Source organism: Streptomyces sp. NPDC025806 (genome assembly GCF_055558275.1).
This window is the reverse complement of sequence record NZ_JBVHMU010000040.1, coordinates 1-19,829: the sequence shown is the minus strand read 5'-3', so window position 1 is coordinate 19,829 and position 19,829 is coordinate 1. Positions and strand designations below refer to the sequence as shown.

Sequence of the window (19,829 nt, the reverse complement as noted above, 5' to 3'; positions counted from 1 at the left end):
CGAGGCGGCGGGACTACGAGCCGGCGTGCCTGTGAGCCGGCGGCGTGGCTGCGGGCCGGCGGGACTACTTCACGCCGTGGAGGCGAGGCCCAGGTAAACGGCGGCGAAATCCGTGACGGCGATCAGCTCCGCGAGCGTCTCCAGGTCGCTGCCCTCCTCGGGCTCCAGCTCGCTGATCGCGGTGTCGTGCGAGAGCGCGAGCTCGCGGGCGGCCGGGGCGGCGCTCAGGCTGCCGGCGGGCCGGTCGCGGAGCAGGACGACGCGGGCGCGCAGGGCCTGGACCTCTTCGACGCGGTCGCGGAAGAAGTCGTCGGGGTCGGCGCCCGCGGCGAGGGAGCCGGTCAGCAGCGCGCCGTGGGCGGGCATCGCCTCGGGCAGGTCGGCGGCCAGGGCGGCCCTGCCGGCCAGCTCGGCGAGGGCGGCGGCGAAGCGGCGGCCGGCGGGGCCCGCGGCGGCGCCCTCGGTCCAGATCAGCGGGAGGGCCTCGGCGAGCTCGGAGGCCAGGGTCTTGGCCGGGTTGCCGTACATGGCGATGGCGGGGCCGCAGCGCTCGGCGGTGCGGTCGAGGCGGTCGGCGACCTTCTCCAGGGCCTCGGGGGACGCGTCGAGCAGACCGGTGCGGTCGAGCAGGGCGAGCAGCGGGGTGAGCAGGGCCCACAGGGCGCCGGGGGCGGAGGCCGCGTCCGGCTCGTCCTGCTCGTACGGGGCGGTCGCCATGGGGACGAAGAGGCCGTGGGCGCGGGCGACGGCCTCGGTGAGCGGGGCGCCCGCGGGGGCGACGGCGACGACGGAGACGCCGCGCCGGTAGGCCTGCTCGACGAGGAGGGACAGGCTGGGCTCGCTGCCGTCGGGGGTCGCCACGAGGAGCAGGTCGACGGCGCCTGCCCAGCCGGGCAGCTCCCAGCGCAGGGCGCCGGGGGCGGGTGCGACGCCGGTGGTGCGCAGCCGTACGACGGGGCAGGCGGCGCCCGCGAGACGGCGGAGGAGGTCGGCGACGCCGAGGGCGGCGGTGCCGGGGCCCGCGATCAGCAGGGTGCGGGGGCGGCCGTCGGGCTTGAGGTCGCCGATACCGGCCTCGGTGGCGTGCAGGACCGCCGTGCGGACGCGGGCGCCCGCTTCGGCGGCACCGCGGAGCAGGCCCCGGCGGTCGGCTCGGGCGAGCGCGTCCGGGTCGTCCAGGAGGGTTTCGTCGAACATGCGTCGGTCTCCTGCTTCGCGGTGGGGGGGTTACGCGGGGCGGCGGGCCTCGTCGACGAGGAGGACGGGGATGCCGTCGCGGACCGGGTAGGCCAGGCCGCAGTCCTTGCCGGTGCAGATCAGCTCGGCCTCGGCCTCCTTCAGCGGGGCGTGGCAGGCCGGGCAGGCGAGGATCTCCAGGAGGCCGGCTTCGAGCGGCATGGGCGTTTCCCTCCGGGGGACGGACGTCGGGGTCCGTCGGGTGGTCGGTCGGTGTTCTTCCGGGTGTCTTGGTGTGACCTGGTCAGCGTACCGCTGGGGGGCGGGCGGGGCCCGATGCCTGTGCCTCTCCGGCGGGGGGCGGGGTTGTTGTGGGGCGGGGATGGGTGTGGGGCAGGTGGCTGGGTCTGGGCGGGGCCGGGATGGGGGTGCCTCGTTGGCCGGGTGTCCCGTGGGGTGCCCCGTGCCCGGGCGGGGCTGGGGCCGACGCCTCCTTCATCGCGCGTCCGGCGCTGGGGTGCCGCCTTGCCCACCCGTGCCGCCCCAGGCGGCAGACTGCCCAAGGCTGGGGAGACCGGAATGCGGCCCCGAGACGGGGCGACCGGATGCGCGCTCGGGGCGCCGGAACGCATGACCGGGGCTGAGGCGCTGCCCGAGGCCAGGTGCCGGGCCGACGGGAGGGGGCGGGCAGAGGCGGGGCGGCTGCGTGCCGCGCAGGGAAACGCGCGGCCCCGTGTCCAGGGCGGCCAGACCGTAGCGAGGGCCCCCGAATCCGTATCCCGCGCCCAGGGCGGCGGCCACCATCCGTACCCCGAACCAGGGCTAGGCGCGGATCAGGGCGAGGGCCTCGTCGCGGATCTTCTCCATGGTCACCGCGTCCCGCGCCTCCGCGTTCAGCCGCAGCAGCGGCTCCGTGTTCGACGGGCGGACGTTGAACCACCAGTCGGCGGCGCTCACCGTCAGGCCGTCGAGCTCGTCCAGGGTGATGCCGTCGCGGTCGCCGTACGCGGCCTTGATCGCGGCGAGCCGGCCCGCCTGGTCGGCGACGGTGGAGTTGATCTCCCCGGAGCCCGCGTAGCGGTCGTAGGAGGAGACGAGGGAGGAGAGCGGCTCCGCCTGGCCGCCGAGCGCGGCGAGGACGTGGAGGGCGGCGAGCATGCCCGTGTCCGCGTTCCAGAAGTCCTTGAAGTAGTAGTGCGCCGAGTGCTCGCCGCCGAAGATCGCGCCGCTGGTGGCCATCTCCTGCTTGATGAACGAGTGCCCCACGCGCGTGCGCACGGGCGTGCCGCCGTGCTCGCGGACGACCTCGGGGACGGACCGGGAGGTGATCAGGTTGTGGATGATCGTGCCGGTCCCGCCGTTGCGCGCGAGCTCCCGCGCGGCGACCAGGGCGGTGACGGCGGACGGCGAGACCGGCTCGCCGCGCTCGTCGACGACGAAGCAGCGGTCGGCGTCGCCGTCGAAGGCGAGGCCGAGGTCGGCGCCCTCGGCGCGGACGCGGGCCTGGAGGTCCACGAGGTTGGCCGGGTCCAGCGGGTTCGCCTCGTGGTTCGGGAAGGTCCCGTCCAGCTCGAAGTACATCGGTACGACGTCGAGCGGCAGCCCGGCGAGGACGGTGGGGACGGTGTGCCCGCCCATCCCGTTCCCCGCGTCCACGACGACCTTGAGGGGGCGGATGCCGCTCAGGTCGACGAGACCGCGCAGGTGCGCCGCGTAGGCGTCGAGGGTGTCGCGCCGGGTGATCGTGCCGGGGGTGGCGGCGGGCTCGGGGGCGCCGGTCTCGCTCCACTGCTCGGCGAGGCGGCGGATGTCGGCGAGGCCGGTGTCCTGGCCGACGGGGGCGGCGCCGGCCCGGCACATCTTGATGCCGTTGTACTGCGCCGGGTTGTGCGAGGCGGTGAACATGGCGCCGGGCAGGCCGAGCGCGCCCGACGCGTAGTACAGCTGGTCGGTGGAGCAGAGGCCGATCTCGGTGACGTCGGCGCCGAGTGCGGCGGCGCCGCGCGCGAAGGCGCCGGACAGGCCGGGCGAGGAGGGGCGCATGTCGTGCCCGACGACGATCGCGTCGGCGCCGGTCACCTGGACGAAGGCGGCGCCGAAGAGCGCGGCGGTCTCCTCGTCCCACTGGTCCGGGACCACCCCGCGCACGTCGTACGCCTTCACGATCGTCGACAGATCTGCAGCCACGGCCGGCCCAGCCCTCCTGGAGTCTTCTCGGACCCCACAAACTACCCGGCCGTACCGACAGCGGACCGTGAACCCCTCATTCCTCCCCGGCGGCGCGGCGCCCGGCATCACCACAGGTCACGGCAGCATCCAGGACAGCACGGGGGTGCTCTGCCCCAGCACGATCAGGCACATGACGAGCAACAGGCCCAGGCTCCACGGCAGTACCTTGCGCAGCAGGTCGCCCTCCTTGCCGGCGAGGCCGACGGCGGCGCAGGCGATGGTGAGGTTCTGCGGGGAGATCATCTTGCCGAGGACGCCGCCGGAGCTGTTCGCCGCGGCGAGGAGCTCGGGCGAGAGCCCGGACTGCTGGGCGGCGGTCACCTGGAGGGCACCGAAGAGGGCGTTGGCGGAGGTGTCGGAGCCGGAGACGGCGACGCCGAACCACCCGAGGACGGGTGACAGGAAGGCGAGCCCGGCGCCCGCCGCCGCCACGGCGTGCCCGATGGTGGCGGCCTGCCCGGACAGGTTCATCACGTAGGCGAGCGCGAGCACGCTCGTCACGGTGAGGATCGCGAAGCGCAGTTCGTGGACGGTGCCGAGCCATTCGCGCACGGCCACGCGTGCGTGGACACCGAGGACGACGGCGGTGCCGATGCCGGCGAGGAGCACGAGGGTGCCGCCGGTGGAGACGAGGGGCAGGGTGAACAGGTTGCCGCCGACCGGCTTGCCGCTGGGGTCGGCGACGTCCAGGAAGGGCCAGTCGAAGACCCGGTTGGCGCGGGCGAGGGTCTCCTTGACGGCGGGGATCTGCGCCACGGAGAAGATCACGACGATCAGCGCGTACGGGGTGTAGGCGCGCACGATCTCGCGGCGCGGGTCCTCCTCGTCGAGGTCCTCGCTGCGCGCGCCGGTGAGGACGGCGGCGCGTACGGGCGCGGCGGCGGGCCGGCGCGCGTGCGGTACGGCGACCAGGGCGCCGGCGCCGATCAGAGCGGCCCCGATGTCGGCGAGCTGCGCGGACACGTAGTTGGAGGCGGTGAACTGTGCGGCGGCGAAGGCGACGCCGCAGGTGAGTGCGGGCACCCACGTCTCGCGCAGGCCGCGCCGCCCGTCGACGAGACCGACGAGCACGAGCGGCACCACGAGGGCGAGCAGCGGGGTCTGACGGCCCACCACGGAGGCGACGGAGTCGAGCGGGAGGCCGGTGACCTGGGCGAGCGTGACGACGGGGGTGCCCATGGCGCCGAAGGCGACGGGCGCGGTGTTGGCGACGAGGGCGACGACGGCGGCCTTGACCGGGTCGAAGCCGAGCGCGACGAGCATGACGGCGCAGATGGCGACGGGCGCGCCGAACCCGGCGAGCGCCTCCAGGAGCGCGCCGAAGCAGAAGGCGACGACGAGTGCCTGGATGCGCGGGTCGTCGGAGAGGCGTCCGAAGGAGCGGCGCAGGATGTCGAAGTGCCGGGTGCGGACGGTCATCCGGTACACCCACAGGGCGTTGACGACGATCCACAGGATGGGGAAGAGCCCGAAGAGGGCGCCCTGGGCGGCGCCGGCGAAGGTCTGGTCGAGCGGCATGCCGAAGGCGAGCCAGGCGACGAGGACGGCGACGGCGAGTCCGATGAGGCCCGCGCGGTGGGCCTTCATGCGCACGGCGCCGAGCAGGACGAGGACGGTGACGAGGGGCAGGGTCGCGACGAGGGCGGACAGGCCGAGCGAGCCGCCGACGGGCTCCAGTTGCTGGACGAACACGTGCGCCTCCCGGAATCCCGGAGTCAGGTGCGGAGCCGTCATGGTCATGTCACTGGACGACACGAGTCAACGCATGGGACACGAATGGCGGTGCGTCAGATGGCGCTACGGGGGGGCAGATGGCGCGACGAGGGTCGGATGCCGGCGGGGCGTCAGATGTCCGGCGCGGCCCGCGGGTTCACCAGCGGGCAGCGGGTGCGTCAGTTGTCCGGCGAGCGCAGGACGCGGAGGTGGCCGCGGCGGGCGACCTCCATCGGGTCGGCGGTGCGCGGGCCGGAGCCGCCGGCCTCGGCGACGCGCTCCTGCGGGCGGGCCGCCTCGCGCACGGCGTTGGCGAGGGCTTCGAGATCGTCCCCGCTGGGGCGGCTCGGGCCGCTGCCGTCGGAGAGGCGGACGACCTCCCACCCGCGCGGGGCGGTGAGGCGCTCGGAGTGCTCGGCGCACAGGTCGTAACAGTGCGGCTCGGCGTAGGTGGCGAGGGGGCCGAGGACCGCGGTCGAGTCGGCGTAGACGTACGTCAGCGTCGCGACGGCGGGACGGCCGCAAGCGGTGCGCGAACAGCGACGTACAGGGCTCACGATGTTGGACGGTACCGCACTCTTGAGCGGGCCGCGACGACTCTCCCCGAGGTCACCCCACCGTGTCGCGTGGTGAGACGGCGCACACGGGCCTGCGGGGGCGCCCGCGGTGACCTGCGAGGACCCCCGGTCGTACGCCCCCGCGACCACTTGAAACCGGTCACCATTCGGGGCAGATCCGGCCAGGAGCCGCGAGATCAGCGGTCCGGGGAAGAAACGTGTTCAAGCTCAAGATTGGCCTGATCGGTCAGGAAACGACACGGGCTGCCCCGAACGGAGCCGCTCCGCGCCGCCGAGACCCGCACCGCCGCGGAGGACTACGCTGCCTCGGTGATGGAAAGTCCTGACAATCAGGGACCGCGCTCCCCTGGCGAGGCGCGCCCGCCGCGCCGCCGCGACCGGCACGGCCGCGGCATGCGCGGGCCCGTGGCGCCGCCTCAGGTGCCGCTGGCGGCGAGCAGGGCCGAGGTCTTCGCGGACCTCGTGCAGGACTCCGTGGAGCGCCTGGAGCGGCGCTGGCCGCAGCTGTCCGAGGTCGACTTCCTGGTCCTGGAGGTCCCGCGGCTGACCCGCGAGGACGAGGCCTGGGGCGGCGACACCGTGCCGCTGGGCGGCGTGGTCCCGGCGCGGGAGAGCCACCCCGCGCGCGTGATCGTCTACCGGCGCCCCGTGGAGATCCGCAGCAAGGGGCGCGACGAGCGGGCGGCGCTGGTGCACGACGTGGTGGTCGAGCAGGTCGCCGAGGTGCTCGGGCTGACCCCCGAGACCGTGGACCCGCGCTACGGGGACGCCGAGGACTGAGCCGCCGCGCCCACCGCGGCGGCCCCGCCTCGCGCGCGGCTACCGCTGCAGCACCGCCAGGTCCTCGTCGGCCTGCGGCACGAACACGGTGCCGCGGTCGTCGGGGAGCGTCTGGACGGTGAACGCGGGCACGCCGTCCTGCTCCTCGGCCAGCGTCCGCGAGGCGTGCACCGGACCGCCCGAGACGGGCTCCACGGTGAGCGCGTACGTGCCCTTCAGGCCGCTCGGCACGGGCGGGGCCACCGACAGGGTCGTCCCGGCCCTGACCGTGTACTCCTTCGTGGTCGCCGTGCCGCCGCCGGTGCCCGGGGAGGCGGTGACCTTGACCTTCGCCGCCGCGTCGGGGGCGGTCAGCGCGAGCGTGACGCCCTTCGCCGGGTTGCCGGCGACCGTCGCGCGCGTGCCGATGTCCCGGGTCGCGGGGATGAACGCGGTCTCCTGGTCCGCGCCCTTGCCGCGCGTGACGCGCAGCGCGGCCACCACCGGCACCGAGTCCTCGGTGGGCGACAGGATCAGCGAACCCGGCTCCCCGCGCGTGACCGCACCGAGGTCGATCGCGCTCGTCATGCCCGACTTCACGTGCAGCGTGGCGTGCCCGGCCGGGGAGATCCGGCCGGTGCCGGTGGCGAGCTGCACCTTCAGGTCGGCGTCGTCCTGGCCGGGCGCGAAGACCACCAGGCGGGCTTCCGTCGCGTCCTTCGGGACGCCGGGCAGCACGAGCGTGCCCGCCGGGTCGGCGGCCGCGGGCAGCCAGTCGCCGCCCAGCTTGGCGTCGGCGGCCGACACCGCGGCGGCGACCCGGCCGCTGCGCGCGGTGACGTGCGCCGTCAGGTTCGGGTACGGCTTCTCGGTGAGCGTCGACAGGAGCACCGGGACGCTGGAGTGCGGCCCCACCTGGATGCCCTCGCCGACGTCGGACTTGATCGCGCCGTCGGGGCCCGCCAGCTGCACGTCCACCACCGCGGCCTCGTCGTCCGGGTTCGTGAGGTGGAGATAGTCGCTGCGGTCCGCGTCGGTGGAGACGCCCGGGAACCAGAAGTCGGTGTCGGGCGCGGAGCAGCTCAGGCCGAGCAGGCCGCGGCCCGTTCCCGCGCTCACGGAGGTGGTCTGCTGGACGGTCCAGCCGGGGGCCAGCGCGCCGTCCGCGGTGCCGATCAGGGCCGGGGCGTCGGCGCCGTCGGCCTCGCCCTCGACGGGCTTGCCGGGCGCCTTCGGGGTGAGGACCGGCTTCTGCTTCTTGTCGTCGCCCTTGCTCTTGCCCTGGTCCGCGCCGTCGGCCGCGCCGGTCCCGGCGGGCAGCAGCTGCGCCGTGCCGCCGTCCTCCGTGTCCTTCGAGGGCGGCGTGTACGCCCCGTAGGCGGTCTCCGCCAGGTCGGACGCACTGGGCGAGGGGCACAGCAGGCTGGAGCGCTCGACGGGCAGCCGGGCGGCGGCCTTGGCGGGCGCGTCGTCCGAGCCGCCGCCGGAGGTCGCGCCGGCGAAACCGGTCACGGCGGCGAGCGCCACGGTGGCGGCGATCAGGGACAGGGTCGTGCGGTTCACTGCTGGCTCCCGTCGGGGCGCTCACGGTCGGCGCCGGTGCCGTCGCCGTGCTGCTCGTGCGTCGCTTCGTAGGGCTCGTACGGGGCCTGCGTCTCGTAGGTGCCCCCGTAGGCGTACGGGTCGTACTGGTTCGCCTGGTAGGGGTCGGCCTGCGGGGCGTATCCGTAGGAGGCGTCCTGGTACGGCTGCTGCTCGCCCGCCGCGTACGCGGTGGTGTCGTACTCGGCATTCGCGTAGCTGGGCTGGTCCCACTCGGCGTAGGCCTGCTGCGGGACGGGCGCGGGCTCCTCCGGGGCGGGCGGCGCCTCGTCGGCTGCCGCGTTCTGCGCGGCCTCGGCCTCGGCCTGGGCGCGCAGCCTGCGGGCGCGGCGGCCCTCGCCCTCGACGGCCTGCGCGGGCACGGCGACGTCCTCCTCGGGGAGGTCGTCGTCGACGTCGCGGCGGCGGCCCGGCAGGGCGAGCACGATCAGGACGAGCGTGAGGGCGCCCTGGGCCCACAGCCAGGCGGTGTGGGTGAGCGGGGCGTCGTAGGTGACGTCCAGGCGGCCGGCGGACGCGGGCAGTTCGAAGCCCTGGGCCCAGCCGTCGACGGTGACCGGCTTCAGGGCCGTGCCGTCGAGCGTGGCGGTCCAGCCCTCGGCGGCCTCGTCGGCGAGGCGCAGCACGCGGCCCTGGGGGCCGGCGGGCACGTCGGTGTGCACGTCGACGGGGCCCGCGGCGACGGGCCTGGCCTGCTCCGAGGTGGAGCCGGTGGCGGCGGTCGGCAGCAGCACCGCGCGCGCCACCTGCCGGTCGACGCGCCACAGGGCGGTGCCGTCCTGCTGGCTGAGCCGGGTCAGGCCGGGCGTCGCGTCCAGGACGCGGCCCATCTCACGGGGCGCTCCGTCCCGTACGAGGACGTAGCGGACGGCGAAGCCGCCCAGCTGGTCGGCCTGGTCGGCGCCGGAGCCGGCGACCAGGTTGGCGACGACCTTGTCGAGCTTCGCGTTGACGCCCGCGGCCTCGGTCAGTTCGCCGTCGCCGAGCCGGGCGCCGGCGCCGCGCACCAGCGAGTACGAGACCTCTCCGGTGGAGCCGGCCAGGACGAGCGTGCGGGCCTGGTCACGGGTGCCGGCCTCCTCGGCGACGAACGCGGGCACCTGCACCGGGTCGCGTCGCTCCAGGGGACCGTCGGCTCCGGCGATCATCCAGCCGGCGGCGAGCAGCAGCGGTCCGCCGGCCGCGGCGAACGCGACGAGGGCGGCGACCGGCTGGCGCCAGCCGAAGCTCTGCTCGGCGACGCGCGAGCGGGCGCCGTCGGCGCCGAGGACGGCCGCGGCGAGGAGGCCGAGGCCGTAGACGAGGGTGGCGGGGCCCGCCCACGTCGATCCGTCGGACAGGATCGCGAAGACGAGGCCCGTGAAGGCGGCGGTCCAGGCCGTCAGGATCGCCAGACGGCGCTCCTGGCGCAGCAGGGCGGCGAGGGCGGCGAGGACGATGCCGATGAGCAGGAGGCTGCCCGTGGTGCCGGGGCCGCCGGGCGAGGCGCCGAGCAGTCCGAGCGGGGACGCCGAGCCCTTCCCGTAGGGCAGACCGGCCTCCTTGAAGAAGCCGAACGGGAGCAGGGACAGCGACCACGGGGCGAGCATCAGCAGCGGGGTGCCGAGCGCGGCCAGCAGGCGCAGACCGTACGCGGTGATGTCGTCGCGGCGCACCACGAGGAGCGCGACGCCGAGGACGAGGGCGATGGGCCAGACGATCGGGGTGAACGCCGTCGCCATGGTGAGCAGCAGGGCGAAGGCCCAGGTGGCGCGCCAACTGCCCCGCGCGCCCTTGCTGTTCGCGAGGCCCGAGGCCGACAGGCCGGCGCGCGCGATGAGCGGCAGCAGGACGGCGAGGACCGAGGTGCCGACGCGTCCTCCGGCGAGGGCGCCGGTGGCGGCGGGCAGGAACGCGTAGGCGACGGCCGCCCAGGCGCGCAGCAGGCGCGACTCGACGAGCGGCCGGGAGGCGAAGTACGCGGCGAACCCGGCGAGCGGTACCGAGCCGACGAGCAGCACGGTGAGCGCGAGTCCGGTGGAGCCCAGGAACACGGAGGCGAGGGCGGCGACGATCGCGAGGTACGGGGGTGCGGCCTGGGTGCCGCCGGTGCTGGTGGCGTGCCAGCCGTCCAGGTAGCGCGACCAGAGGGCGGCGGCGTCGCCGGCGGCGGGCAGCAGGGCGCCGCCGGTGAGGGCGCCGCTGCCGAGCAGTTCGCGGCAGGCGACCAGGGAGATGAACAGGAGGATGACCAGGAGCATCGGGCCCGGGTTGCGGGCGATGCGCTTGAGCCGGGCGAACCGCTCGACCTGGATGAAGTCGTCGTCGCCGGACGGCGGTTCGAGTCCGCCGCCGCCGTGTCGGCCCGCCGTGGTGGTCTCCGGCTCGGAGCCGCCGAAGAGGCTGCCGGCGACCTGCTCGACGGTGTGCCGGACGGTGGCGCCGGGCGGCGGGAACAGCGGCCGCAGCTCCTTGGCGTCGACGGTGCCCTTGCCGCGGTGCTTGCGCGCGGCGAGGATCCGGCCGGGCCGCAGCAGCGTGGACAGCAGGCCGGTGATCTCGTCGAAGGCCTGGCCCGGCACCTTGCCGACGAGGTAGGCGAGGGTGCGCAGCACGGTGCCGAAGACGAGGCGGAGCAGCACCCAGGGGAGCGCCGCCCCGCGCGCGTTGACGAGCAGGGTGTAGACGGCGCCCGCCTTGTCGACCTTGTGGGGCGAGGTGGCGGTGCGGCCGACGCAGTCGACGGTGCGGCGCTCGCGCGAGGAGGCCTCGGCGTGCCGCACGACGGCGTCGGGGGCGACGAGGACGCGGTGTCCGGCGGCCTGGGCGCGCCAGCACAGGTCGACGTCGTCGCGCATGAGGGGCAGTCGGCGGTCGAAGCCGCCGAGCTGCTCGAAGACGTCGCGGCGCACGAGCATGCCGGCGGTGGACACGGACAGGACGGGCCGCACGTGGTCGTGCTGCCCCTGGTCCTGCTCGCGGCGGTCGAGGCCGGTCCAGCGGCGGCCGGAGTGGGCGATGGAGACGCCGACTTCGAGCAGTTGCCTGCGGTCGTACCAGCCGCGCAGCTTGGGGCCGACGATCGCGACGTCGGCGCCGGCCTCGCGCTCCGCCTCGACGACGCGCAACATCTGGGCGAGCGCGTCGGGTTCGGGCGCGCAGTCGTCGTGCAGCAGCCACAGCCACTGCTCGGGTGCGCCGTGCGGCAGGTCGGGCAGGTCGTAGGCGTCGTCGCGCCAGGAGCGGCTGACGGGGTCCCAGCCGCTGGGGCGCTTGAGGTACGGCAGCTCTTCGGGGGTGAGCACGCCGGCGCCGCGCACGGCTTCCTCGACGGCCTGGCCGAAGCCGGTGCGGCGGGCGAGGTGCAGGACGCGCTCGTCGCCGAGGGCCTGGGCGACCAGGGCGGCGGACGCGTCGGCGCTGCCGGTGTCGGCCGCCACCGCGTTCTGCACGGGGCGCTCCTGGCCGAGCAGTCCCGTCAGGACATCGGGCAGCCAGCGGGCTCCGTCGTGCGAGACGAGGACGGCGGTGACGACATGCCTGGGGAACTCGGGAGCGCCGCTCGGGTCGGACCCCGCTTGCGGCCCCGGGTTGAACGCGGCGGCGGCAGCGCCGAACTGGCCTGCCGAATGGCTGTGCACGGACATCGAGGTACGGGCCCCGGTTCGTCTGGACTGCGGTGGACGCCTGTGTCCGCTGGGGACACGGTGGCGTCTCGGACGGGGCCCCACACTAACGGCTGGCAACAACGGCGGCCCGCCGCCTGTGGACAACCACCGGCGACGGGCCGTGAGTACCGCGTTCTCGAAGCTGTGAGCGAAGCGGTGAGCAAAGCGGTGCGCGAGCCTGTGCGGGCCTGCGCGCGAAGGTGCCGCGAGCTAGACGGCGGCCTTCTTCAGCCGGCGGCGCTCCCGCTCGGACAGGCCGCCCCAGATGCCGAACCGCTCGTCGTTGGCGAGTGCGTACTCGAGGCATTCGGAGCGGACCTCGCACGCCAGGCAGACCTTCTTGGCCTCCCGCGTGGAGCCGCCCTTCTCAGGGAAGAAGGACTCCGGGTCGGTCTGTGCGCACAGTGCGCGCTCCTGCCAGCCGAGTTCCTCTTCCGCGTCCTCGACCAGCAGATCCGTAAACGACTCGGTCATAGTGCGCCCCTCGTCCGTCCGTGCGTCCCCGTGATGTTGCCGTTACCGATTCGGCTGAACGACACGAGTGAAATTACAAGTGTGCCGATCCGGGGCAGTCAAGCCGGGATCTGCTATTGGGCCCCTTATTCACTCTGCGGAACCAAGGCTATGCGGAAAGTGTTCAAATCGGCAAAAACCGTGACACTTGCCAGCGGCGCATCCCGTCACCAGAAAGGACGTCGCAGAGATCGATCTCGTTCCGGCGTGCAGACGGAAGCGAACCTGATCACATTCGGATCACAGGATGACAACGACGTTTGCCCGCCGGGTTGCTGCGCCACATGTCCGGTGCGAGCCCTGCACAAACCTTTCGCCTGCGAGGGATACCGGATGAGGTGAAACATTTCCCACCATCCGGACATTGGGTTGACAGCGGCACCTTGTACCCGGTGTCCTGGTGGGCATGCTCGCGAACCTGCCGCTGTCGACGCCCCGCACCGCCGGGTCCGTCACCGCTGCGCGCGCGTGCTGTTGCTGTTGCTGTCCCAGCTGCTGACGATCGAGACGATCCCCAGCTGGTGTGTCGTAGAGCCTCTCGTGCTCCGACGCCGCATCTCCTCTCTCCTTGTACGGCCCTTCGCCCCCGCCCGGGCGGGGCAACCCCGCACTCCCCGTTGAGGACCCACACACCCCCATGAACAGCGACAGCGACCTCCAGATCGCCGGCGACATCCTCGAAGTCCAGCACCTGCTGCAGCCCGCGCGCGAGCACCCGCAGACCGTGGCCGAGTTCGCCGGGCTCGCCCGCTCCATCGCCGCCGACCGCTCCCAGTGGGAGCACCTCGTCGAGTACGACGCGACGACCCGCTGGTACCACCGGCTGCGCACCGGGCCCGGCTACGAGGTGTGGCTGCTCTCCTGGGTGCCGGGACAGGGCAGCGGGCTGCACGACCACGGGCTCTCCTCCGGCGTCCTGACCCTCCTGGAGGGCGAGCTGACGGAGCGTACGGAGCGGGGCACCCACACGCTCGCGGCCGGTGCGCAGCGCGTCTTCGCCCCCGGGTACGTCCACGAGGTCGCCAACGACTCCCTGGAGCCGGCCGTCAGCCTGCACGTGTACTACCCGGGCCTCACCGAGATGCCGATGCACTCGGCCGCCTGCTCCACCGAGGCGGGCCGCGACGCGGTGGCCGAGATCGAACTGACCGGGACCAGCTGACGCACTGTCGGTGACGCCTGCGATGCTGGGGCCATGCGCATTGTGGTTCTGGCAGGCGGCATCGGTGGTGCCCGGTTCCTTCGCGGTCTCAAGCGGGCCGCCCCGGACGCGGACATCACGGTCATCGGCAACACCGGGGACGACATCCACCTCTTCGGCCTCAAGGTCTGTCCCGACCTCGACACGGTGATGTACACCCTGGGCGGCGGCATCGACGAGGAGCAGGGCTGGGGGCGTACCGACGAGACGCACCGGGTCAAGGAGGAGCTCGCGGCGTACGGGGTCGGACCCGAGTGGTTCGGGCTCGGCGACCGGGACTTCGCGACCCACATCGTGCGCACGCAGATGCTCGGCGCCGGATACCCGCTCAGCGCCGTCACCGAAGCGCTGTGCGAGCGCTGGAAGCCGGGCGTGCGGCTGCTGCCGATGTCCGATGACCGCGTCGAGACGCACGTCGCCGTCACGCTCGACGGCGAGCGCCGCGCCGTGCACTTCCAGGAGTACTGGGTGAAGCTGCGCGCCTCCGTCGACGCGCACGCGATCGTGCCGGTCGGCGCCGAGGCCGCCAAGCCCGCGCCCGGCGTCCTGGAGGCGATCGCCCAGGCCGACGTGATCCTCTTCCCGCCGTCGAACCCGGTGGTCAGCATCGGCACGATCCTCGCCGTGCCCGGCGTCCGCGAGGCCATCGCCGACGCGGGCGTGCCGGTCGTCGGCCTCTCCCCCATCGTCGGGGACGCGCCGGTGCGCGGCATGGCCGACAAGGTGCTGGCCGCCGTCGGCGTCGAGTCCAGCGCCGCCGCCGTCGCCGAGCACTACGGGTCGGGGCTGCTCGACGGCTGGCTCGTGGACACCGTGGACGAGGGCGCCGTGGAGCGCGTCGAGGCGGCCGGCATCCGGTGCCGGGCCGTGCCCCTGATGATGACCGACCCCGCGGAGGGGCTGGCCGCCGCCGACATGGCGCGCGCCGCGCTCGCCCTCGCCGAGGAGGTCCGGGCCTCGTGAGCGACGCGCCGTCCTTCCGGGCCTGGGCGGTCCCCGGCATACCCGAGGTCACCGAGGGCGCCGATCTCGCCGCGCTGATCGTCGCCGCCGAGCCGGACCTCGCCGACGGTGACGTCCTCCTGGTCACCTCGAAGATCGTCAGCAAGGCCGAGGGCCGGATCGTGCGGGCCGACGACCGCGAGGCCGCGATCGACGCCGAGACCGTACGGGTCGTGGCCCGCCGCGGCCCCCTGCGCATCGTGGAGAACCGGCTGGGCCTGGTGATGGCCGCCGCCGGGGTCGACGCGTCGAACACGCCGGCCGGCACGGTGCTGCTGCTGCCCGAGGACCCGGACGCGTCGGCGGCCTCGATCCGCGCCGGGGTGCGCGCCGCGCTCGGCGTGGACGTCGGCGTCGTCGTGACGGACACCTTCGGCCGCCCGTGGCGCAACGGACTGACGGACGTCGCCATCGGCGCCGCCGGGGTGCGGGTCCTCGACGACCTGCGCGGCGGCACGGACGCGCACGGCAATCCACTGAGCGCGACCGTCGTGGCGACCGCCGACGAGCTGGCCGCCGCGGGCGACCTCGTCAAGGGCAAGGCCGGCGGCCTGCCCGTCGCCGTCGTACGCGGCCTGCCCGGCGTCACCGCCGCGGGCGAACAGGGCGGCTCCGCACGGGAGTTGGTGCGTGTCGCCCACGACGACATGTTCCGGCTCGGCGCCTCGGAGGCCGTACGCGAAGCGGTGACGCAGCGGCGTACCGTGCGGGCCTTCACGGACGAGGCCGTCGACCCCGGGGCGGTGCGCCGCGCCGTCGCCGCGGCCGTGACCGCGCCCGCGCCGCATCACACGACGCCCTGGCGGTTCGTCCTGCTCGAATCGGCCGCCTCGCGCACGAAGCTGCTCGACGCGATGCGGGACGCGTGGGTCGCGGACCTGCGCCGGGACGGCAAGAGCGAGGAGTCCATCGAGAAGCGGGTGCGGCGCGGCGACGTGCTGCGCAACGCTCCGTACCTGGTCGTGCCGTGCCTCGTCATGGACGGGGCGCACACGTACGGGGACGTGCAGCGGGACGCGGCCGAGCGGGAGATGTTCGTCGTCGCCGCCGGGGCGGGCGTGCAGAATTTTCTGGTGGCGCTGGCCGGGGAGCGGCTCGGCTCCGCGTGGGTGTCGTCGACCATGTTCTGCCGGGATGTCGTGCGCGGGGTGCTCGACCTTCCAGGGGGTTGGGATCCGATGGGGGCGGTTGCTGTCGGACACCCTGCGCGGGTCCCTGCGGGGCGGCCGGAGCGGATTGTCTCGGAGTTCGTCGAGGTTCGGTAGGCCTCGTCCATGGCGGGGGCGCCGCCGTAGGGGCTGATCATCGTCGCCGGCGTCCGGCCGGTGGGGCTTCTCGCGCAGTTCCCCGCGCCCCTGGGAGGCACACTTCGTGCGCCACCAGGGGCAAATCGGTCGCGCCCCGCGACGGAGTCGCTGAACGGGTACAGCCCCGCGCCCCTGGGAGGCACACTTCGTGCGCCACCAGGGGCAAATCGGTCGCGCCCCGCGACGGAGTCGCTGGATGGGGTCGGGGGCTCACCACTCCGCGATGTTCACTCGCCTCATCTTCGGCTGGCGGCGTGGTGGGGAGATGCCGCTGAGGAGGATCAGGCGGGCCGCCCGGTGGCGCTGGCCGGCGTAGGGGGCCAGGAGTTCGAGCATGTCGGCGTCCGTGGCGTCGCGGTGGCCGGCGAGGGCGTGGCCGACGATGCCCGGCAGGTGCAGGTCTCCCGTGGTGACCTCGTCGGGGGCGCCGTTCGTCCGCTGGACCGTCTCGGCGGAGGTCCAGGGGCCGATGCCGGGGACGAGTTCGAGGCGGGCGCGGGCGGCGGGCGGGTCCATGTGCGCCGCCTCCTCCAGGCGGCGGGCGACCTTCGCGGCGCGCAGGATCGTCGACGCGCGCTTGTTGTCGACGCCCGCCTTGTGCCACTCCCAGGACGGGATCCTGGTCCAGGTGTACGGGTCCGGCACGACCCGCATGCGCAGGTCGCCGCCGGCCGGGCCCGGGGCCGGGTCGCCGTACTTGTGGAGGAGCAGGCGCCAGGCGCGGTAGGCCTCGTCCGTCGTGATCTTCTGTTCCAGGATCGACGGGATCAGCGACTCCAGGACCAGGCCGGTCCGGGTCAGGCGCAGGCCCTGCCGTCTGCGGGCCGTCTGCGCGACCAGGCGGTGGCGCGGCTCGAAGGGCGCAGGGTCGTCCAACGCGCCGAGCAGGGACGGGAGTTGGTCCAGGAACCACTGCGCGCCCGGTCCCCAGGCCGTCGCCTCGAACGTGTCGTCGGCCCGCTGGGTGACCCGGAGCGTCGCGGGGCCCTCGGGGGTGCGGCTCGTGCGCCACACGGAGCCGTCCGGGGTCGTACGGAAGGTGGGGTCCGCGGGGCCGCGGCGCAGGGGGCCGAGTGTGAGGCCCAGGTGGACGGGGGCCGGCGGCGCGTAGACGCGGGACGCGGCCGTGGAGGCGGCCGGGGCGTGGGTGGGCCGGGGTACGTGGGTCTCGCCGCCGCGGACCGTGGTGCGGGTCTGCCGCGGTGCGGGGTTCGGGACGTATCGGCGGCCGGCCATCTCACGAGCGTAGCCCGGGCCCCTCCGGGGTGCGGCGGATGTCGCCGAGGTCACGCGGGAGGGGCCTTCGCGGCTACTGGTCCGAGGAGAAGCGGATCGACGCGTCCGGGATCGTCGCGTCGCACCAGATCCGGACGCCCTCGCGGAGCTCGTTGTCCGCGCCGACCTGCGCCCCGTCCCCGACGACGGCCCCCGAGAGGACCGTGCGGGCACCCACACGGGCGCCGCGGCCGATCAGGGAGTCCGTGATCACCGCGCCGGGCTCGACCACCGCGCCGGCCAGGATCGCCGAGCCGGTGACCCGGGCGCCCTCGCCCACGCGCGCGTGCTCGCCGACGACCGTGCCGGCGGTGAGCTTGGCGTCCGGGGCGACCTCGGCCGTCGGCAGCACGAGTCGTTCGCCGCGCCGGCCGGGGACCGCCGGGGACGGGGCGCGGCCCATGACGAGGTCGGCGGAGCCGCGCACGAAGGCCTGCGGGGTGCCGAGGTCGAGCCAGTACGTCGAGTCGACCATGCCCTGGAGGTGGGCGCCGTCGGCGAGCAGCCCCGGGAACGTCTCACGCTCCACCGAGACGGGGCGGCCCGTCGGGATCGTGTCGATCACCGAGCGGCGGAAGACGTAGGCACCGGCGTTGATCTGGTCGGTGACGATCTCCTCGGGCGTCTGGGGCTTCTCCAGGAACGCCGTGACGCGTCCGGTGCCGTCCGTGGGGACGAGGCCGAACGCGCGGGGGTCCTCGACCCGCGAGAGGTGCAGGGAGACGTCCGCGCCGGTCGACTCGTGCTCGTGGACGAGGGCCCCGATGTCGAGGCCGGTGAGGATGTCGCCGTTGAAGATGAGGACCGGGTCGTCGGGTCCGGAGCGCAGCCGCGGGGCCACGTTGCGGATGGCGCCGCCGGTGCCGAGGGGCTCGACCTCGGTGACGTACTCCAGGTGGAGCCCGAGGCGGGAGCCGTCGCCGAAGTACGGCTCGAAGACCTCGGCCAGGTACGAGGTGGCCAGGACGATGTGGTCGACGCCGGCCGCTCTCGCGCGGGCGAGCTGATGCGTGAGGAAGGGCACACCGGCCGCCGGGACCATCGGCTTCGGCGTGTTCACCGTGAGGGGCCGCAGTCTGGTGCCCTTGCCGCCGACCAGGAGGATCGCTTCTGTCACCTGTCGTCTCTGCTTCCTGCTGGGGCCGGCCGAACTGTCTTTCGGCCGGCCAGTGTATGCAGACCGTTCGAGGTGCCCGGGCCGGCCCGTGTCCGGCGTGTCAGCGCCCCTGGAGCTGCGCGGACGTCGTGCGGGCGGTGCCGAGCTGGTTGTAGAGACGCCGTCCCGGGCATTCGGTTGCGAAGCCGTCCCGGTGGCCGGAGATCACCTTCAGCCGCACATTCTTTCCCTTGCTGTACAGATTTCCACCCGCGGAGGTGAGGTATGTCGAGCCGTTCGGGTCGGCTCCGTACAGGCCGAGCTTCCAGGCGGTCAGCCGGGAGATCGCCTTCACGGCGGCGGCGGGCGGGTTGGAGCTGCCGAACGAGCCCAGGACCGCGATGCCCATGGTGTTGGTGTTGAAGCCGAGGGTGTGGGCGCCCATGACGGGCTTCGCGACGCCGCCGGCCCGGCCCTCGTAGATGGTGCCGCACTTGTCCACGAGGAAGTTGTAGCCGATGTCACGCCAGCCGCTGCTCTTCACGTGGTAGCGGTAGATACTGCGAATGACGGAAGGGGCCTGGGAGCAGCGGTAGTTGTTGCCCGAGGCGCTGTGGTGGACGAACGCCGCCTTGACCGAATTCGTGTACAGGAACTGGCTCTCGCGCAGCGTCTCGTCCGCGCCCCAGCCCTTGCGGGTCACGATGGAGGGGCGCGGGCCGATGTACGGGCGGGCCTGGGCCCCCGCCACGTCGCCGCCGCGGGCGCTGATCAGGGCGTCCTCGGTCTGCCGCTTGGTCAGCGCGGGGATCTCGGTGGCGCCGAGCGGGGCGAGCTCCGCGTTCACGGCGGAGGCGGCGGCCGTCTCGGCGGTCAGGGCGTTGGCCCGGGGGGCGTCCGCGGGGGCGCCCTGGGCGGGCTCGTCGCCCGGGTCCACGAGTTCCAGGCGCAGGCCCTGCGGGAGCGGCTCGGCCGTGGCGTCGCCGCGGTCGGAGGCCCCCGGCGCGCCGCCGGCCTGGACGCGGACCTCCACGCCGTCGGAGTCGCCGACCCAGAGCGGGGCGGTGGCGCCGCGCTGGGTGCGGCCGGAGGACTCGGCGGTGCCGGGGTCCGGGGCGTCGTCGTTGTGCGTCTCGACGTCCTGCCAGGCCGACCAGGTGGTGGTGCCGGTCGCCCGGGTGCGGACCTGGACCTGGCCGTGCAGGGCGACGGACGGGTCGTTCCAGACGACGCCGACCAGGGAGAACGGGCGGACGTCGCGCTGGGGCAGACCCTGTTGCCGGGCGGCGCCACCCGCGGCGCGATCCGCGGTGAGCGGGGCCAGCGGGAGGGACTGGGTGCTGCCGGGGATCGACTCCTGGGTCGGGGTCGCGGGGGCCGCGGCGGCGGTCGTGGCGGGCAGGGTCAGGGGGAGGGCGAGGGCGGCCGCACAGCTGACGCCGACCGCGGAGGCAAGGAATCCACGCATGCGGAACATTTCTGCACGGGGGCGCTGCGCTGGCCATCGGGGTGCATCATCCGGGGGCCCCATTGGGCCAGGCGGGGGCCGCGTCAGGGGGCCGTCCGTGTGTCGCCGGGCGGGGCCTCGGCGAGGGGCCGATCCGCGTGTCGCCGGGTGCGGGCCGGTGGGGGCTGGTCGCGCAGTTCCCCGCGCCCCTGGAGATGCGCACTTCGTGCGCGATCTCCATCGGGCGGTGGCGCATCGGGGAAATGCGCCCGAAGGGCATGCAT

The 19,829-nt window shown here is 74.4% G+C and carries 15 protein-coding genes; 4 read left to right on the top strand and 11 right to left on the bottom strand.

Annotation, left to right across the window (positions count from 1 at the left end; genetic code table 11):
• Positions 1–69: 69 nt before the first annotated feature.
• From ACZ4E1_RS39690 to ACZ4E1_RS39670, 5 genes are all read right to left on the bottom strand, one after another.
• Positions 70–1,197, bottom strand: a complete 1,128-nt coding sequence (locus ACZ4E1_RS39690) for an SIS domain-containing protein (protein ID WP_467548776.1) — start codon at positions 1,195–1,197, stop codon at positions 70–72.
• A gap of 30 nt (positions 1,198–1,227) precedes the next feature.
• Positions 1,228–1,398, bottom strand: coding sequence for a Trm112 family protein (locus ACZ4E1_RS39685; protein WP_399131015.1), 171 nt, complete (start codon positions 1,396–1,398; stop codon positions 1,228–1,230).
• A 600-nt stretch (positions 1,399–1,998) separates the two neighbouring features.
• Positions 1,999–3,363: a phosphomannomutase/phosphoglucomutase gene (locus ACZ4E1_RS39680; RefSeq protein WP_467548773.1), complete on the bottom strand. Its 1,365-nt coding sequence runs from the start codon at positions 3,361–3,363 to the stop codon at positions 1,999–2,001.
• 117 nt (positions 3,364–3,480) lie between these two features.
• On the bottom strand, positions 3,481–5,097 hold the full coding sequence (locus ACZ4E1_RS39675) for an L-lactate permease (protein WP_467548791.1): 1,617 nt from the start codon (positions 5,095–5,097) through the stop codon (positions 3,481–3,483).
• A gap of 200 nt (positions 5,098–5,297) precedes the next feature.
• Positions 5,298–5,675 (bottom strand): DUF3499 domain-containing protein, encoded by a 378-nt coding sequence (locus ACZ4E1_RS39670; RefSeq protein ID WP_384616421.1) that lies wholly within the window; start codon positions 5,673–5,675, stop codon positions 5,298–5,300.
• 333 nt (positions 5,676–6,008) lie between these two features.
• Between ACZ4E1_RS39670 and ACZ4E1_RS39665 the strand changes: the two genes are divergently transcribed.
• Positions 6,009–6,476 (top strand): metallopeptidase family protein, encoded by a 468-nt coding sequence (locus ACZ4E1_RS39665; RefSeq protein WP_467548770.1) that lies wholly within the window; start codon positions 6,009–6,011, stop codon positions 6,474–6,476.
• A 39-nt stretch (positions 6,477–6,515) separates the two neighbouring features.
• On the opposite strand, the gene ACZ4E1_RS39660 is transcribed toward ACZ4E1_RS39665, so the two are convergent.
• The 3 genes from ACZ4E1_RS39660 to ACZ4E1_RS39650 all read right to left on the bottom strand — a co-directional run bounded on the left by ACZ4E1_RS39660 (position 6,516) and on the right by ACZ4E1_RS39650 (position 12,178).
• Positions 6,516–8,018 carry a DUF5719 family protein gene (locus ACZ4E1_RS39660; protein WP_467548769.1) on the bottom strand — a complete coding sequence of 501 codons (1,503 nt, stop codon included), beginning with the start codon at positions 8,016–8,018 and terminating at the stop codon, positions 6,516–6,518.
• Positions 8,015–11,683, bottom strand: a complete 3,669-nt coding sequence (locus ACZ4E1_RS39655; RefSeq protein WP_467548767.1) for a glycosyltransferase family 2 protein — start codon at positions 11,681–11,683, stop codon at positions 8,015–8,017. Before ACZ4E1_RS39655 ends, ACZ4E1_RS39660 begins: the two co-directional genes overlap by 4 nt.
• A gap of 231 nt (positions 11,684–11,914) precedes the next feature.
• Positions 11,915–12,178 (bottom strand): WhiB family transcriptional regulator, encoded by a 264-nt coding sequence (locus ACZ4E1_RS39650; RefSeq protein WP_018533570.1) that lies wholly within the window; start codon positions 12,176–12,178, stop codon positions 11,915–11,917.
• 676 nt (positions 12,179–12,854) lie between these two features.
• Between ACZ4E1_RS39650 and ACZ4E1_RS39645 the strand changes: the two genes are divergently transcribed.
• Genes ACZ4E1_RS39645 through ACZ4E1_RS39635 form a run of 3 tightly spaced genes read left to right on the top strand, consistent with a single transcriptional unit; the run spans position 12,855 to position 15,685 of the window.
• Positions 12,855–13,379: a cysteine dioxygenase gene (locus tag ACZ4E1_RS39645; protein WP_467548764.1), complete on the top strand. Its 525-nt coding sequence runs from the start codon at positions 12,855–12,857 to the stop codon at positions 13,377–13,379.
• 33 nt (positions 13,380–13,412) lie between these two features.
• Entirely contained in the window at positions 13,413–14,381 is a 969-nt protein-coding gene (cofD, locus tag ACZ4E1_RS39640) for a 2-phospho-L-lactate transferase (protein WP_467548762.1), read from the top strand.
• Entirely contained in the window at positions 14,378–15,685 is a 1,308-nt protein-coding gene (locus ACZ4E1_RS39635) for a coenzyme F420-0:L-glutamate ligase (RefSeq protein ID WP_467548760.1), read from the top strand. Before cofD ends, ACZ4E1_RS39635 begins: the two co-directional genes overlap by 4 nt.
• Before the next feature lie 252 nt (positions 15,686–15,937).
• Here ACZ4E1_RS39635 and ACZ4E1_RS39630 read toward each other — a convergent pair whose 3' ends face one another.
• The 3 genes from ACZ4E1_RS39630 to ACZ4E1_RS39620 all read right to left on the bottom strand — a co-directional run bounded on the left by ACZ4E1_RS39630 (position 15,938) and on the right by ACZ4E1_RS39620 (position 19,566).
• On the bottom strand, positions 15,938–16,963 hold the full coding sequence (locus tag ACZ4E1_RS39630) for a DNA-3-methyladenine glycosylase family protein (RefSeq protein WP_467548758.1): 1,026 nt from the start codon (positions 16,961–16,963) through the stop codon (positions 15,938–15,940).
• A gap of 73 nt (positions 16,964–17,036) precedes the next feature.
• Positions 17,037–18,119, bottom strand: coding sequence for a mannose-1-phosphate guanylyltransferase (gene manB, locus ACZ4E1_RS39625; protein ID WP_467548756.1), 1,083 nt, complete (start codon positions 18,117–18,119; stop codon positions 17,037–17,039).
• A gap of 100 nt (positions 18,120–18,219) precedes the next feature.
• Complete coding sequence (locus tag ACZ4E1_RS39620) at positions 18,220–19,566, bottom strand: peptidoglycan recognition protein family protein (protein WP_467548754.1); 1,347 nt, start codon at positions 19,564–19,566, stop codon at positions 18,220–18,222.
• Between the last annotated feature and the right edge of the window lie 263 nt (positions 19,567–19,829).

Coding starts and splice junctions, on each gene's coding strand:
- ACZ4E1_RS39650 (WP_018533570.1), bottom strand. CDS start 12,178: ATGACCGAGTCGTTTACGGATCTGCTGGTCGAGGACGCGGAAGAGGAA.
- ACZ4E1_RS39685 (WP_399131015.1), bottom strand. CDS start 1,398: ATGCCGCTCGAAGCCGGCCTCCTGGAGATCCTCGCCTGCCCGGCCTGC.
- ACZ4E1_RS39655 (WP_467548767.1), bottom strand. CDS start 11,683: ATGTCCGTGCACAGCCATTCGGCAGGCCAGTTCGGCGCTGCCGCCGCC.
- cofD (WP_467548762.1), top strand. CDS start 13,413: ATGCGCATTGTGGTTCTGGCAGGCGGCATCGGTGGTGCCCGGTTCCTT.
- ACZ4E1_RS39630 (WP_467548758.1), bottom strand. CDS start 16,963: ATGGCCGGCCGCCGATACGTCCCGAACCCCGCACCGCGGCAGACCCGC.
- ACZ4E1_RS39620 (WP_467548754.1), bottom strand. CDS start 19,566: ATGCGTGGATTCCTTGCCTCCGCGGTCGGCGTCAGCTGTGCGGCCGCC.
- ACZ4E1_RS39665 (WP_467548770.1), top strand. CDS start 6,009: ATGGAAAGTCCTGACAATCAGGGACCGCGCTCCCCTGGCGAGGCGCGC.
- ACZ4E1_RS39690 (WP_467548776.1), bottom strand. CDS start 1,197: ATGTTCGACGAAACCCTCCTGGACGACCCGGACGCGCTCGCCCGAGCC.
- ACZ4E1_RS39645 (WP_467548764.1), top strand. CDS start 12,855: ATGAACAGCGACAGCGACCTCCAGATCGCCGGCGACATCCTCGAAGTC.